A 15,432-nucleotide genomic window follows, 5' to 3' on the forward strand; every position below is an offset into this window, starting at 1 on the left:
AGCACCAAAATCGCAACCGTTTTAGAACAAGAAAACAAACCATATGATCTTAGATAAAACTCATCTTAATTAACCAATGCTAATGACCCATTAAGTTAACTTAAGACTTTGATTAATATCACGATGTACAATAATCAAAGTTATTAAATAAAGATTTTTATTAAGTCTTTTATTATCAGGCTTAACAAAAATTTAGAAAATCTTATTGCCATCAAATCTCAAGGCCAATCCTTCTACAGCGCCACCATGACAACAAACGTTTACGGAATTTCTAAACCACCCCCAAAAACGATAGTCTAAGTGCCTTTATTCAAGCCCGCCCGCCCCTTGACCATCCAGCCTTTTTGCCAAGCTACAGCAAAGTTCTTCCCTGCACTTTGCTCAGCCAAGCCATAGGCCCAAGGCTTTGGCCTTGACCTTGACCTTAGCCTTGAGGCTAAGGACAGGGCCAAAATTTTGGCCTTAAAGCCATCTAAAAATGACTAAAGCTTGGTACTAAGCAACTACAAAAATTTGCGTAATTTCTAGCAACAATTTCAAGGCGCACAAGGCCTACTAAAGCTCAAAACAAGAGCTAAAGCATGCTACTAAAAACTACAATGGGCTTTAGTTTACTCACAACATTAATCAAGCATAATGACTTAGGGGCTATCCTCTCTTAGCTTTTAAGAGGCAGCAGTCTATTAGCAAGCAAACTACAAAGGAATTGAGCTTACCTGCAACATATTAAGGCTCACAGCTTGACCATAAAGGCGCACGAGCCTGACCTATGCTCACATGGAACACAAGTATGTTACTAAGCAAACTACAAGGTGAAATTTACTAGAAAAAAATGAAAAGCATAAGCTTGGATAAGCTTACTGACTTCTTGTCATCATCTGACAGTGCCTTGCCTTTAAGTTGCTAGTGAGAAGCAAGAACACTATACTTTCAGTAAATGTTTAATCAATGAACATTGCTAAAGGCAGTACACACACATACATACGCATTAGCGATGAGTGCACAGATAGATAATCATAATCTAAGATCTTTAAATTTTAAAGACTCAGACGATGAAACTGCTAATATCGTTGGTTTTATTCCTAGCAAAAAACGCTAATAAGCGAATATTAAAGTCAATCTACTATCCGATAAAAAAGCCTTTTTCGAAAAGAAAAAGGCTTTTATTAACATTAACATTAACGGCTTATTCACATTATTTTAAATCTACTTCTTTTTCCTCTAAATTTCCCCACCCTTGTTCCATAGCTTTACTAACTAAATAAAGTATATCTGACATTTTAGGGATTCTAGCTTGTCCTTTTGCAGATAGTAACTTTCCATTAGGTTGTCTCCACATAAATCTATACCCTGTTTCAGAAGTATTAGCATCATAGACATACTTACAATATTGGAAACAAAGTACCCATTTATTTTCAACCTCATGTCTTTTTACTTCGTGAATAACCTTTACATAAGACATTCAAATCACTCCTTTATTGAAAATTATCCTTATGTGTTAAGCGTTGATATTGATTAACTTCTATGTCTTAACTATAAAAAACCCCTATCCTAAAACTAAAGAACACTGTTAAGCTGTGGTTAGTTTTAGATAGGAGCTTATCGCACCTATAGTGCTTTGGTATTTGGTATAAGCAGGGCAATCTGCTAGTTTACATTTGATCTGCTGATACTAAAGGCTCGCCACTATCAGGCATCATAGAAGATGAATAGAACAAGTAAAGAGCTTGAGTTCCAAGTTCACCATGACCCATATCTTTTAGCATGCCGTAGGCCTTACGAGCCAAATCAACACCAGGTAAGCTAATACCTTTATGGCTACATACCTTAAGTGCAATATCTAAATCTTTAATAAAGTGAGCAATCTTAAAGCCAGGAGCAAAATCACCCTTAATAATACGAGGGCCATAGCTCTTTAATGAGAAGGAACCTGCTGCACCACCTTGTAAGGTATTAATAGTTTGCTCCACATCAAGGCCCATACGCTTGGCAAATACAATGCACTCACAAGTAGAGAACATGGATGAAGCAACAGCAATTTGGTTACAAGCTTTAGCTAGCTGACCATTGCCAATAGGGCCAAAGTGCTCAGCACGAGGGCCTAAAACCTTAAATACTGGAGCTAAAGCTTCAAAATCTTCCTTATCACCACCACAAAGCATGGTTAAAGTAGCATTCTTAGCACCAATATCACCACCAGTTACAGGGCAATCTAAAATGTGCACGCCACGGGCTTTGGCAAAATTATAAATCTCTACAGCTAAGTCAGGTAAAGAAGTGGTCATATCTACACCGATAGCACCTTTCTTCATTCCCTTGATAGCGCCATTAATTGGAGACATCCAAACCTGACGTACATCCTCTGGGAAACCAACAATAGAAATTACCACATCACAGTCTTGAGCACACTCAAATGGACTATCAAACCACTTAGCACCCTGCTCAATTAGCTCCAGGGCCTTTGCTTTGGTTCGAGTATAAATATGCATCTCATAGCCAGCTTTTAACAAGTGACCAGCCATTGGTGCACCCATAACGCCTAAACCAATGAAACCAATTTTTTTAATGTCCATGACTGCATCCTACATGTTGCTCAATAAGGTATCTAATGCTCCCTATCATACTACTATGCAAAAAGCTTATCTAGGATTAATAATTGCGATTACTTAGTATTACTCTATTAGAAAGATGACAAATTTTATCTGTTTGATAAGTACGCATTTTTCTCTCGAAATTTAAGGCTCCTTTCTTTGGGAAGAATATCAAGACTTTGCCTTATTTTGGCCCTTTAGAGCTATTAGTTTAACTGTGTTTATCATTATCTGGCCATTAAAATACTAGTATGAGGGAGGCCTAAAAATTTTTCACTATAGTAATATGCTCTTGAACTATTGCTGTATAATCATGCGGTTTTGGCAAGAAGAATGCACTTTAAAGTTTGGTCTCTTAATTGAGCCAATTAAGCTTATTTAGTTGCAAGTATGTTGCTATCTAAACATCTCTATTTTCTTAATTGTTGCAACTATTGATTCTTAGTCTTCATCCTTGATCAAGCACTAATAATTTAGGGCTTTATTGCTAACAATGCTGGGGGATCTTGGCCTGCCTCGAGATGCCTCACAAGGATAGAAAGCTAGTTTTAATGGTTGGAACTTGGTCTTTAAAGTTTATTTTTTTGTTTTCCTTAAAGCTTTAAGGACTTTCTCACAATTTTCTGACATCGTTTAGGAGGGAAATCATGTCACGACTCTTTACATCTGAATCCGTTTCTGAGGGACATCCAGATAAAGTTGCCGATCAAATCTCTGATGCAATTTTAGATGCTATCTTAGCTCAAGACCACAAGGCACGTGTTGCCTGTGAGACCTTAGTTAAGACTGGTATGGTTGTAATCGCTGGTGAAGTAACTACTAAGGCCAATGTTGATTTAGAGGCTGTGGTTCGTAAGACTGTATGCGATATTGGCTACAACTCTACTGAAGTAGGCTTTGATGGCAATTACTGTGCATTCTTAAATGCTTTAGGCAAGCAATCTCCAGATATTAACCAAGGTGTTGATCGTCAAAACCCAGAAGATCAGGGCGCTGGTGATCAGGGCTTAATGTTCGGTTATGCTTGCGATGAGACTGCGGTATTAATGCCTGCTGCTATTACCTATGCTCACTTATTAGTAAAGAGACAGTCAGAAGTTCGTCGTCTTGGCGTACTTCCTTGGTTACGTCCAGACGCTAAGAGCCAGGTAACTTTTGCTTACAATGATGATGGCTCTATTAGCCACGTTGATACTGTAGTACTCTCTACTCAGCACTCCCCTGATGTATCTTTAAGCACTGTAGTAGCTGGTGTTCAAGAAGAAATCATTAAGCGTGTTATTCCTGCTAAGTACTTAACTGAAAATACTAAGTATTTTATTAACCCAACTGGTCGCTTTGTTATTGGTGGCCCAGTAGGTGACTGTGGTTTAACTGGCCGTAAGATTATCGTTGATACTTATGGTGGTGCTGCTCGTCACGGTGGTGGTGCTTTCTCTGGTAAGGATCCATCTAAGGTAGATCGTTCCGCTGCTTATGCTGCTCGTTATGTAGCAAAGAATATTGTTGCTGCTAAGCTTGCTCGTGAGTGTGAGATTCAAGTATCTTACGCTATTGGTGTAGCTAAGCCAGTATCCATTTCTGTTAATACCTTTGGTACTGGCACTGTAGCTGACGAGAAGATCTCTAATATTGTTAATGAGGTCTTTGATCTACGTCCATATGGCTTAATTAAGATGCTTGATTTAGAGCGTCCAATCTATCAGCCTACTGCAGCTTATGGTCACTTTGGCCGTGATTGCTTCCCATGGGAGCAAACCAATAAGGTAGACGACTTATTAGCTGCTTTAAGCTAATTAGCGCCCGCACCCAATAATTTAGCTAATTAGGGTCTCCCCTCATTTTAGACCCGATAAGGCAAGGCCTCCTCAGAGCCTTGCCTTATTTATTTGGGCTTTATTAAAATTTAGGAGCTACATTAGATAAGTAAAGACTAGTGTAAGGAAAGACTTGCTCCAAGTCCTCGGTATTTAAACCAATACCTAAAGACATAATCACTACGATATTTTTGACTCCACGTGCCTGGAGATTTTTCAAAATATCTAAAGAGCTTTTCTTTTTGTAAGGAGGGCTTAAAAAGATATGCAAGATATCTTTATTTCCTTGTTCATCCACACCCAAAACTACGTATAAAGATAGATCACACTCATTAGCATTAATCTCTTTTACCACAGTAAAATCAAGCTTATTGATGCTAACAAAAGCATATTCACTTTTAAGCGTGCTTACGCCCATATCTTTAATGCTGGACAGTACTTGCTCTTGGATAAGGTGTACACTTTGAGCAGGCAACTCATAGCCAAACATCTTTTGCAAACACAACTCAACATTAGCCTGAGTCATACCCTGAGCAAACATAGAAAATACTTTACTCTCAGTACTGCTCACAGCACGAGAGTGCTTTCTTACTGAAATAGGTTCGAAAGAGCCATCACGATCACGTGGTACCATAATTTCTAAAATACCAAATGAACTTTTGACCTTCTTGTGAATAAAACCATTACGTCTATTACTACTTTCTTTGGCCGTACTAGCAGACTTTTCATAGCCAATATGGGCAATAAACTCAGCATTGAGTAATAGATTATAGAATTTTCCAAGAGCTTGTCTTATCAAATCTTGAAAGTAGGTTGAGGAGTTGTCCTCATAATGCTTAATACATTCAAACGCTACTTTCTTACTGTTTTGGATATTAATATTAACCATTATTTGGGCTGCTCAATCCAATCTTACAGATCTGAATTAAACAGACTACTCCTGTAATAAATTTACAAAACTATTAGCCAAAATAAGCCCAAGTAAGCCCCTATTAAGCTTACCATCTGAGCTTAGCTTTTAGATAACCTTGCCCCTACCTTAAATAAGCATGGAGTAAGCCCTCTAGTAATATCTCTTAGGCTTATACTTTCAGTTTCACAACTTTAATAGTGCTGACGACTACGAACTTAGCTATGCGCTTAGCTTTGAGCTTAGCCATATAATAAGCGCTTTTAAAGTAGCACTTATACTCACATCAGCTTTTTTAAGCAAAAAAAAACTCTTGGGCTTTGCTTGCGGCTCCTTATTTTGCTGCAAGAAACTCAAGAGTTTGATCTATTTGAATTTTGTCGATATGTTATTGTAACACGATTAGGCTTATATGGTAGAAGCTAAATCTGTCTAGTTGCGAATAATAATTTCTTGACGAAGTACAGAAATATCGTCTTCTTCGAGGTTATCACGCTCAGCACGGTGAATAATTTCCTCTTGTGAATAAACATCACCAGGGTATACCACCACTAAAGCATCATCACCTACTTGTAAGAAGTTAGTCTGACCATATTCAGTATAACGAGTAGCACCTACAGATACTAAAATTCTAGTTGGACGATTAGCTTCATTTAAATAGAGGTTAATATTCTCAGCAGGGCCTTCGTCTTTTTGATTGTTAAGACGATCAATTAACCAAGCAATAAGCTTCTCATAGAAGTAAGAGTAGTCTTTTACTGCACTATCCTCACCATATGGATATACCTTACCATCACGCACTAAGAAAGAAGCAATACGATAACGATCTAAAATACAGCCTTCACTAAGGTTATCAACCTTTAAGTAGTTGCTAGCAAAGCCCTTACTTGCTGGACCCCAGTTTTTCTTTTGGCTGATCTTAGTAGCGCCTTGCTTACGAATAGAACAGTCGTTAGCAGCACCAAAAACTACAGGATGAAGAGCGGTAACTTTATCAGAAGTCCACTCTACATCAAATACAATAGCGCACTCTGGCTCAATTTGTAATTTTTCTTCACCCTCTGGGAAGATAATAGAGTAATCATCAAAAGGGAAAGTGCCTAAGAACTCTGGAGTGTGAGCACCAATCTCAGGAATATAAGTTGGGAACACGGCTTTTGGAGCATTGGCCTCAGCAGTTTTTACCTTAGTAAAATCTTTATCTTCACCAGCCTGCTCTAAATGTCCAGTAAAGTTTCCAGCCACACCAAAACAAGCAATTTTCTTTAAATCAATCAGCATACTAAGCCAACTCCACTAAAGACAATAAAACACTCTCAAAGACTCACTTTGCTACTAACTCTTTGAGATGATCAACTTTTCTATCTTAGCATAATTATTGATTGTGCCTTGTGATCTAGCTAAACACTTTATCTAATCTAAGGTGAGCAAAATTATTAAGACTTAATCCCAGTGAAGCATAAGCTTTCACGACTATAGGAACACTGGACTTAGCATCATATAATAAGGAATTAAAACCTATACTGATAATCAGAGGGAAAGATTGATGTTGTCTTCATGGAAAAAAACCTTAACTGTACTTAGTAGTGCTTTAGCACTATCTTCTATCATGATAAGCCCTAGCGCCCAAGCAGTTGAATCTTTTAGCAAAGCTAAAAAGATTCTGCCTTCCATTTACTACGAGCTACAGCAAAAATATGGTTATACTTCAACCATCTATTGCGGTTGTGAGCTTAGTTATAAGGGCAGCGGCAAAAATGTTCGTTGGTCTGTAGATTTAGATAGCTGCGGCTATGAGGCTCGTAAGAACCTTAAAAGAGCTCAACGTATTGAAGTTGAGCATGTCATGAGTGCCTGGGAATTTGGCCACCAGCTTAAGTGCTGGCAAGAAGGTGGCCGTAAAAACTGTGGCGATAATAGCTTGTTTGATGAAATGGAAGGCGATCTACACAACCTTTACCCAGCTGTAGGTGAGGTTAATGGCGATCGTGGCAATTTCCAATTTACTGATATGGGTGCTAAGCCTACTCAATATGGTCAATGCCAAATGGTAGTTGATTTTAAAGGCAAAAAGGCTCAACCACCAAAAGATGCTATGGGCCCTATAGCTCGTGCTCATTTGTATATGGCCGAGCAATATAATATCCGCCTGGCACCTGCTCAGCGCAAGCTCTATGAAGCTTGGAATAAACAGCACCCAGCCACACCTTTTGAGTGTGACCGTAATGAGCTGATTAAAAAAGCTCAAGGTAACTACAATAGATTCATTAGCGAAAGTTGTAAGTTAACTGGCAATGGCGATAGTTCTAATCTCATTCCTACCCCATATAAGGTTAACCATAGCGACGACTACGCACAAGAGTTATACAAAAAAGTACTAAACAAATAGCTAACAAAGGAACAGCCATGCGTATCCCTAGAATTTATGATGCTAATATGCCTGATAGTGAAGGCTCTGAGCTAATACTAGATGAATTTGGTGCTAACCATGTCAGCAAAGTACTACGTTTTAAAGTAGGCGATCAAATACAACTTTTTGATGGCCGAGGTAATGAGTATTTAGCACAGCTAACTCAAGTAGGCAAAAAGACCCAAGTTCGTTTAACTCAAAAGCTAGAGCGTAATGTAGAAAGCCCTATTCAAGTAGAGTTACTACAAGTTATCAGTCGTGGGGATCGCATGGATTTTACTATTCAAAAAGCTGTAGAGCTGGGTATTAGTAAAATTATCCCGCTAACATCAGAGCGCTGCGGAGTAAAGCTTGATGCTGAGCGTGCCGCTAAGAAAATTGAAAGCTATCAAAAGATTGCTATTGCAGCATGTGAGCAATGCGGTCGTAATGTGGTGCCTAAAGTTGAAGCGCTCTGCTCTTTAAGCTCTTTTTTACAAAGTCATAACAGTACTTGCACTGCACCTGACTCTAATTTGTGCACCGACCAAGACGGTTTTTTAAACATTACTTTAGATCCTAGAGCTCAATATAAATTAAGTGAACTACCTAAAACAGGTAAATACCGTATTTTAATTGGCCCTGAAGGTGGCTTTAGCGCTGACGAGGTTGAGCTTACTAAAAATAGCGGTTTTGTTGGCGTTACTTTAGGCCCTCGTATTTTAAGAACGGAAACAACAGCTTTAGTAAGTCTAGCTATTTTAGGATCTGCTCTTGGCGATCTGTAATATTTAATAATTTTAGTATTAGAATTACACTAATTTACACAACAAGCATATTGTTAGGAAATTACCGTGACTAGCCAAAAAGAAATATTACTGGGCAAAGAAACCACTTATTGTGAGGAATACAATCCTTCCATTTTATACCCTATTCCTCGTATTAAAGGACGCAGCTCTTTTACTCCTGCTCCTTTTCAAGGATATGATTTGTGGCGTATTTATGAACTTACCTACTTAAATCCTAATGGTCTTCCACAATGCTGCATGGCTACCATCAAAGTACCATGCACCTCAGCTTTTATTATCGAGTCTAAGAGTTTAAAGCTCTATTTGGGATCTTTTAGCCAAACTATCTTTAGTTCTAATGATGAGGTTAGAACTGTGATCGCTAAAGATTTAAAAGAGATGTTGGTCTGCGATGTTGAGGTTAAGATTTTCCCTATTGCTACCCGCTCTATGCCTATAATTGGTTTTGATAGCCCACTGCTTGAAAATGAGAGTGCAGCTAAAGAGTTTAAATTTAAAAACTTTGAGGTCTGCCCTCAACTATTAAAACTCATGGAAAATGGCCCACGTATTAGTGAAAGCTTAAATACTAATATCTTTAGATCACGTTGCCCTGTTACTGGACAACCAGATTACGCCAGCGTTGAAGTTAGCTATGTTGGCCCCAAGATTGACCATGTTTCTTTACTAGCCTACTTGGTTTCCTATCGTCGCCATCAAGGCTTTCATGAGCAATGCGTAGAGCAAATCTTTACTGATATTCATAATATTCTCAAGCCAGATGAGTTAACTGTAACAGCTTGCTTTACTCGACGTGGTGGTATTGATATTTCCCCTGTAAGATCCAATGCCAATATGTTTGATGATCCTATCCGTACCCCAAGACAATAAAGTAATATCTTTACCTTAGGCAAAGAAAGCTCTAGCGGAGCTAGAGCTTTTCTTTTTATGCCTCAGCTCACATCTTTTAATATAAAGCTGAAAATTTCTTACACCTTTAACCAATTTGTCACTTTAGGCTAATAAACCTAGGATAAGATGTAATTTTGAGCTAAGAGTCTCCTTGTTCTCACACTTGAGCATCAACAACATAATTAATCTCTTAGCATGGTATATCTCTGATTGTTTCCTGTCATATGTGGCAGTAAGTAGGTGAATATGGGAATACAAGTTGTATGGCCGTCAGGCTCAATGGCTTTACTCACACAGCTTGAAGCCGATCGTATCTCGCTTAAGTCTCAAGGTGAGCTTTATGACTTATACCGCAACTGCTCTTTAGCTGTTTTAAACAGTGGCAACCTAACTGATAACTCAAAAGAGCTCTTAGATAACTATCAAACTTTTGAGATTGATGTTGTTCGCAATGAGCGTGGTTTAAAGCTTGAGTTAATTAACCCTCCTGAGTCAGCTATTGTTGATGGTAAGGTTATTAAAACCTTACAAAAGCATCTTTACTCAGTGTTACGTGATATCGTACAAATAGGATCAGTAACCCAAGATGTTAATGCTCTATTATGCGATAGCAATAGAGGTTGCATTATCACCAATGAGATCTTCCATATTTTACGTGCCGCAGAGGCAGTAAAAGCTGATAACAACCCTAATATTGCTGTATGTTGGGGCGGACACTCTATTTCTGATTACGAATATAAATATGCCTATAAAGTAGGTAAGGCTTTAGGTCTTAGAGGCATTGATATTTGCACTGGTTGTGGCCCAGGCATTATGGAAGCTCCAATGAGAGGCTCTCTTGAGGGTCATGCGCTGCAAGATAATGCCCAAAATTGCGATCGTATTGGTCTTACTGAGCCATCCATTATCGCTGCTGAGCCGCCAAATCCTTTTGTCTCTAACTTGGTAATTATGCCTGATATTGAAAAGAGACTAGAGGCCTTTGTCCGTTTAGGCCATGTACTGATTGTTTTCCCAGGAGGCCCAGGCACAGCAGAGGAATTACTCTATATTCTTGGTATTAAGTTATGCCACGAAAATAGACACAACCCTATTCCAATCATTCTTACTGGTAACGAAAATAACAAAGACTATTTTGATGCCATTGATGATTTCTTAGTACATTGCTTTGGCCCAGATATTCGTCGCCATTATCAAATTATCATTGGTGATGAAAAGAAAGTTGCAGAGCAAGTTGCTGAGGGCTTAAAGACCATTCATGCTCATCGTACTTTGATTCACGAGTCTTATTGCTACAACTGGTCTTTATATATTCCAAAAGAGCTACAAGAGCCTTTCAAAGTTAGCCACGAAAGCATGGCTGCTCTTAACCTTTCTAAAGATCAAGAGCCTTATTTATTAGCCGCTAATTTACGTCGTGCTTTCTCAGGTATCGTTTCTGGTAATGTTAAAGAATACGGTATAAAGCAAGTAAATGAAAAAGGCCCATTCAAGCTTCATGGCGATAAGGAAATGATTGATTACTTAGGTAAACTCATGACTGACTTTATCAATCAAGGACGTATTTTACTTTCACAAAAAGATTATGTTCCTTGCTATGAACTAGATGCCAAAGATTAATATATTTAAGCCCCTAAATTAGGGGCTTTTTTCGCTTTGTATGTTCTCGCTAACAGAAAAAATGAGATCTAAAGCTAATTTTTTTGCACCTTTTTAAAACATTCCAAAAAGTCCATTCTCAACAGAGCACATTTTTGGTGCTTTTTATAGTTACAAGTTAGGTAACTAAGCCGCTACAAATAAGCTATTTATCAAATAATTTTAGTTAGTCTTACCAATTTTCAGCATATATTGGCTATTACGATAAATTTGCGCAATTAAAGTGCGCAATTTTTTAACTCTTGCAAGCTTATTTATGGCCGCCTAATATAAATTAAAACTTACATTATCCATGTTTACAACACGGGACTTTAAAGCCTATGTTAAATGATATGGCAAATCTCCTTTATCATTGTTAGAAGTAATAAGAAATAGCTATGCAAAATCTTGATATCGCAAAATTTGGTGGTACCTCTGTTGCTAACTATGAGGCCATGAGCAAGTGTGTACAAGTGGTTACTCAAAACCCTAACACTAAACTTGTTGTTGTCAGCGCTTGTGCTGGCGTTACCAATCTTTTAGTAGAGTTAGCCTCTGGCGCTCACGACACTACTAAACGTGAAGAAATTATTGCTCAGATTTTTGCAATTCATAAAGCTATTTTTGACAAATTACCTGATAGCGCCAAGCATGAAGCCGTAATCAATGAATACTTAAGTGTAGTACGCGATCTTGCTGTTCAGGCAACCATGACCCGTACTGACATGATCACTGATCGCTTAGTATCCCATGGCGAGCTTATGTCCTCTTACCTCATTACCGAAATCTTTAAGCAACAAGGCTTTAAGGCAGAGTGCTTTGATGTTCGCCAAGTAATGCGTACCGACTCTACTTATGGTAAGGCCGTAGCTTTAGTTGAGGTTATTTCCACTTTATCTAAGCAGCTTTTACAACCTATCTTAGATAAGGAAGATACTATTGTTGTAACTCAGGGCTTCATTGGTGCCGACTCTAGCGGTCAAACCACTACTTTAGGTCGTGGTGGCTCTGACTACTCTGCTGCTTTATTAGGCGAGGCCTGCCACGCTAAAACTATTTCTATTTGGACTGACGTGCCAGGTGTTTATACCACCGATCCACGTTTAGTACCACAAGCTATGCCAATTAGCGAGCTTACTTATCTTGAAGCTGCTGAGATGGCAACTTTTGGCGCTAAGATCTTGCACCCATCTACTTTAGTTCCTGCTGTAAGATGTGGTATTCCTGTTTATGTTGGTTCTAGCAAGGAGCCAGAAAAGGGCGGTACTTGGGTTCGTCCAACTACTGATTACTCTCCTTCTTTTAGAGCAGTGGCTTTACGTAAGAACCAAACTTTAATTGTGCTTTCATCTCCAAAGATGGTTGGTGCAACTGGCTTCTTAGCCGAAGTATTTAGCATCTTTGCTAAATACAAGCTCTCTGTAGATCTTGTTTCTACCTCCGAAGTTTCTATTGCTATTACTTTAGATGCAGGCTCTCAAACCTCTGGTCTTTCTAATATTCCTGAGGCTCTCTTCCACGAGCTCCGTGAGTTCTGCCACGTAAAGGTAGAAAGCGGCTTAGCTTTAGTAGCAGTAATTGGCAATAACATGTCACGTACCTCTCATATCACCTCAGAGGTATTCTCCTCCATTGACAACTATGCTGTACGCATGATTTGTTATGGAGCTTCCAGCCATAATCTTTGTTTCTTAGTAGGCGAAAATGAGGCCGTTGAGGTTCTAACTCACCTCCACCAAAGCTTACTTGAGAGCCAAAAATAATTAACTGATATCAGACATAATTTAATAAGGCGCATTGCTCACATGAGCATGCGCCTTTTTCATATTACCCCGCCCAGGCCCACAGCCAGGCTAAGACCTACGGCCTTTATGCCATAGGCCTTTGGCCATGGTCTTGGCCGAGGGTATGGGCCTTAGCCTGTGAGCTTTAGCCTACGCTAAAGATGCTCAGGCAAGCCATGGTTAATCATAGGGGGCTTAGACAATAAGCTTTAGCTCTTGGGCTCTTTTGTAAATTTCCTCAAAAGCAATAAAACTATCACGAGCACACTGATCTTTTAGAGCTAATAACTCTTGATAGCTAAGCATCATAATGCCACTAACTTCACTTGGCTGTCTGCTAGTAATGCAATCACCTTGGCATAAATACAATTGAGCCATCACAAAGCCATCACTAATAGCATAAGGAATACACAGCTTGCCAAGTTTAGTAAACTTAAGGCTATGATTGCTATCTACATCAATACCTACTTCTTCAAAAAGCTCACGTTTAGCACTGTGATCAATATCTTCACCACTTTGCACTACACCACCTACGCAAGCATCAAATACACCAGGAGCATAATCCTTAGTTAAAGTTCTTAACTCAACTAAAATACGGCCACTATTATCCATTACTACTACATAAGTGGAACGATGAGGTAAATGATTGGCTCTCATGACGGCACGAGGTACGGTATCAACTACTTCATCGTCACGATTAACAATATCGACCATTTCCTTTTTAGCCATATAAAAGCTCCTTGCTCTTTAAACAAAAATCAATATAGATGATAATACACCACAAAGCTTATAAGGGGCTATGATGCACTTTACAGGCACATTTATGTCAAAAATCTAGGATGTTTTGAGTCCCAAATGAACTTAGAAGAAGAAAACCAGCAATTAAGAGCCCAGATAGATCAGCTGCAAAAAGATAACGAGCTTATGCAAGAGCGTATCGCTTGGCTGGAAGATAGTTTAGATGCTAATAGCAAATATCTTGATGACATGCTATTACGTGTTGATAAAGTTGAACGCCAGATTAAATATTTAGCGTCAATGCAAGATCAGCCAGATGCTGTTAGACCTTTAAGTGAAGAAACCCCACCACCTCACTATTAAAACTAACCAAAACAGCCCTATTAATGTTCTAACAAGAGCTTAATAGGGCTTTTTAATAGCGCAATTTTTTGATCTGTACAAATGCAACAAGGCCCCTTGAGTTTTTCTCAAGGGGCCTTGTCTTAGAAAAATTAAGCCTGGCGATGACCTACTCTCGCACAATCGTACGTTGCACTACCATCGGCGTGACTACATTTCACTTCTGTGTTCGGAATGGGGACAGGTGGGTCTATAGCACTATGGTCGCCAAGCAAATCGGTAATTAAAAATGTCTTAGACTTTAGCTTATTTAACTCTTGCTAACTTAATGGTCTTAACCTTTGCCTTAAACCTTTCGGGGTTGTATGGTCAAGCTTTCGGGTCATTAGTATTGGCTAGCTTCACGCATCACTGCGCTTCCACATCCAACCTATCAACGTCGTAGTCTTCAACGGCCCTTATGATTTAACTCGGATAACTCATCTTGAGGCCTGCTTCCCACTTAGATGCTTTCAGCGGTTATCAGTTCCGAACTTGGCTGCCGGGCGGTGCCATTGGCATGACAACCCGTAAACCAGCGGTTCGTTCACTCCGGTCCTCTCGTACTAGGAGCAATCCCTCTCAATTATCCCACGCCCGCGGTAGATAGGGACCAAACTGTCTCACGACGTTTTGAACCCAGCTCGCGTACCACTTTAAATGGCGAACAGCCATACCCTTGGGACCAACTTCAGCCCCAGGATGTGATGAGCCGACATCGAGGTGCCAAACACCGCCGTCGATATGAACTCTTGGGCGGTATCAGCCTGTTATCCCCAGAGTACCTTTTATCCGTTGAGCGATGGCCTTTCCATACAGAACCACCGGATCACTATGACCTGCTTTCGCACCTGCTCGAGTTGTTGCTCTCGCAGTCAAGCCAGCTTATGCCATTGCACTGACCTTACGATGTCCGACCGTAATCAGCTGACCTTCGTGCTCCTCCGTTACCCTTTAGGAGGAGACCGCCCCAGTCAAACTGCCCACCAGACACTGTCCTCTTCAAGGTCTTTGTCGAGTTAGAACTTCAAACAGGTCAGGGCGGTATTTCAAGGACGACTCCACATGAGCTGGCGCTCTTGCTTCGATGTCTCCCGCCTATCCTGCACAAACATGTTCAAAGTTCAGTGTCAAGCTGCAGTAAAGGTTCACGGGGTCTTTCCGTCTAGCCGCGGGTACACTGCATCTTCACAGCGATTTCGATTTCACTGGGTCTCAGGTGGAGACAGCGTGGCCATGGTTACACCATTCGTGCAGGTCAGAACTTACCTGACAAGGAATTTCGCTACCTTAGGACCGTTATAGTTACGGCCGCCGTTTACTGGGGCTTCACTCAGGAGCTTCAGCTTGCGCCTAACCCCATCATTTAACCTTCCAGCACCGGGCAGGTGTCACACCCTATACTTCCCCTTTCAGGTTTGCAGAGTGCTGTGTTTTTGTTAAACAGTCCCAGCCACCATTTCACTGCGGCTGCTCCTAGCTCT

At 39.9% G+C, this 15,432-nt stretch carries 12 protein-coding genes and 2 rRNA genes; 7 read left to right on the top strand and 7 right to left on the bottom strand.

The annotated features are described in order from the left end of the window. Nucleotides 1-1,195 precede the first annotated feature (1,195 nt). Nucleotides 1,196-1,462 carry a hypothetical protein gene (locus MXE38_RS01585; RefSeq protein WP_246910413.1) on the bottom strand — a complete coding sequence of 89 codons (267 nt, stop codon included), beginning with the start codon at nucleotides 1,460-1,462 and terminating at the stop codon, nucleotides 1,196-1,198. A gap of 190 nt (nucleotides 1,463-1,652) precedes the next feature. Then, nucleotides 1,653-2,573 carry an NAD(P)-dependent oxidoreductase gene (locus tag MXE38_RS01590; protein ID WP_246910415.1) on the bottom strand — a complete coding sequence of 307 codons (921 nt, stop codon included), beginning with the start codon at nucleotides 2,571-2,573 and terminating at the stop codon, nucleotides 1,653-1,655. 665 nt (nucleotides 2,574-3,238) lie between these two features. On the opposite strand from MXE38_RS01590, the gene metK reads away from it, so the two are divergent. After that, complete coding sequence (gene metK / locus MXE38_RS01595; RefSeq protein WP_246910417.1) at nucleotides 3,239-4,387, top strand: methionine adenosyltransferase; 1,149 nt, start codon at nucleotides 3,239-3,241, stop codon at nucleotides 4,385-4,387. Between the two features lie 103 nt (nucleotides 4,388-4,490). Here the strand turns inward: metK and MXE38_RS01600 are convergent, their stop codons facing one another. Further along, the gene (locus MXE38_RS01600; RefSeq protein WP_246910419.1) at nucleotides 4,491-5,297 is read right to left on the bottom strand and encodes a transposase; all 807 of its coding nucleotides are present in this window, start codon (nucleotides 5,295-5,297) and stop codon (nucleotides 4,491-4,493) included. Nucleotides 5,298-5,750: 453 nt separating this feature from the next. Next, the gene (locus MXE38_RS01605) at nucleotides 5,751-6,599 is read right to left on the bottom strand and encodes a DUF5718 family protein (RefSeq protein WP_246910421.1); all 849 of its coding nucleotides are present in this window, start codon (nucleotides 6,597-6,599) and stop codon (nucleotides 5,751-5,753) included. A 265-nt stretch (nucleotides 6,600-6,864) separates the two neighbouring features. On the opposite strand from MXE38_RS01605, the gene MXE38_RS01610 reads away from it, so the two are divergent. From MXE38_RS01610 to lysC, 5 genes are all read left to right on the top strand, one after another. Then, nucleotides 6,865-7,707 carry an endonuclease gene (locus tag MXE38_RS01610; RefSeq protein ID WP_246910423.1) on the top strand — a complete coding sequence of 281 codons (843 nt, stop codon included), beginning with the start codon at nucleotides 6,865-6,867 and terminating at the stop codon, nucleotides 7,705-7,707. A gap of 17 nt (nucleotides 7,708-7,724) precedes the next feature. Beyond that, a complete protein-coding gene (locus tag MXE38_RS01615) occupies nucleotides 7,725-8,495 on the top strand; it encodes a 16S rRNA (uracil(1498)-N(3))-methyltransferase (protein WP_246910425.1) in 771 nt (256 codons plus the stop codon). 66 nt (nucleotides 8,496-8,561) lie between these two features. Beyond that, nucleotides 8,562-9,386, top strand: coding sequence for an NADPH-dependent 7-cyano-7-deazaguanine reductase QueF (gene queF, locus MXE38_RS01620; protein WP_246910428.1), 825 nt, complete (start codon nucleotides 8,562-8,564; stop codon nucleotides 9,384-9,386). A 267-nt stretch (nucleotides 9,387-9,653) separates the two neighbouring features. Further along, the gene (ppnN, locus tag MXE38_RS01625; RefSeq protein WP_246910431.1) at nucleotides 9,654-11,027 is read left to right on the top strand and encodes a nucleotide 5'-monophosphate nucleosidase PpnN; all 1,374 of its coding nucleotides are present in this window, start codon (nucleotides 9,654-9,656) and stop codon (nucleotides 11,025-11,027) included. 416 nt (nucleotides 11,028-11,443) lie between these two features. Further along, on the top strand, nucleotides 11,444-12,808 hold the full coding sequence (lysC, locus tag MXE38_RS01630) for a lysine-sensitive aspartokinase 3 (protein ID WP_246910434.1): 1,365 nt from the start codon (nucleotides 11,444-11,446) through the stop codon (nucleotides 12,806-12,808). A gap of 216 nt (nucleotides 12,809-13,024) precedes the next feature. Here the strand turns inward: lysC and MXE38_RS01635 are convergent, their stop codons facing one another. Beyond that, a complete protein-coding gene (locus MXE38_RS01635) occupies nucleotides 13,025-13,558 on the bottom strand; it encodes an NUDIX domain-containing protein (protein WP_246910437.1) in 534 nt (177 codons plus the stop codon). 126 nt (nucleotides 13,559-13,684) lie between these two features. Here MXE38_RS01635 and MXE38_RS01640 point away from each other — a divergent pair, with 126 nt between their 5' ends. After that, complete coding sequence (locus tag MXE38_RS01640; RefSeq protein ID WP_246910439.1) at nucleotides 13,685-13,930, top strand: hypothetical protein; 246 nt, start codon at nucleotides 13,685-13,687, stop codon at nucleotides 13,928-13,930. A gap of 135 nt (nucleotides 13,931-14,065) precedes the next feature. Here MXE38_RS01640 and rrf read toward each other — a convergent pair. Then, nucleotides 14,066-14,181: ribosomal RNA gene (gene rrf, locus MXE38_RS01645) — 5S ribosomal RNA — on the bottom strand. A 93-nt stretch (nucleotides 14,182-14,274) separates the two neighbouring features. Continuing rightward, nucleotides 14,275-15,432, bottom strand: a 23S ribosomal RNA gene (locus MXE38_RS01650); the annotation flags it as partial.

This window comes from Anaerobiospirillum sp. NML120448, from assembly GCF_023050945.1.
GTDB lineage: Bacteria > Pseudomonadota > Gammaproteobacteria > Enterobacterales > Succinivibrionaceae > Anaerobiospirillum.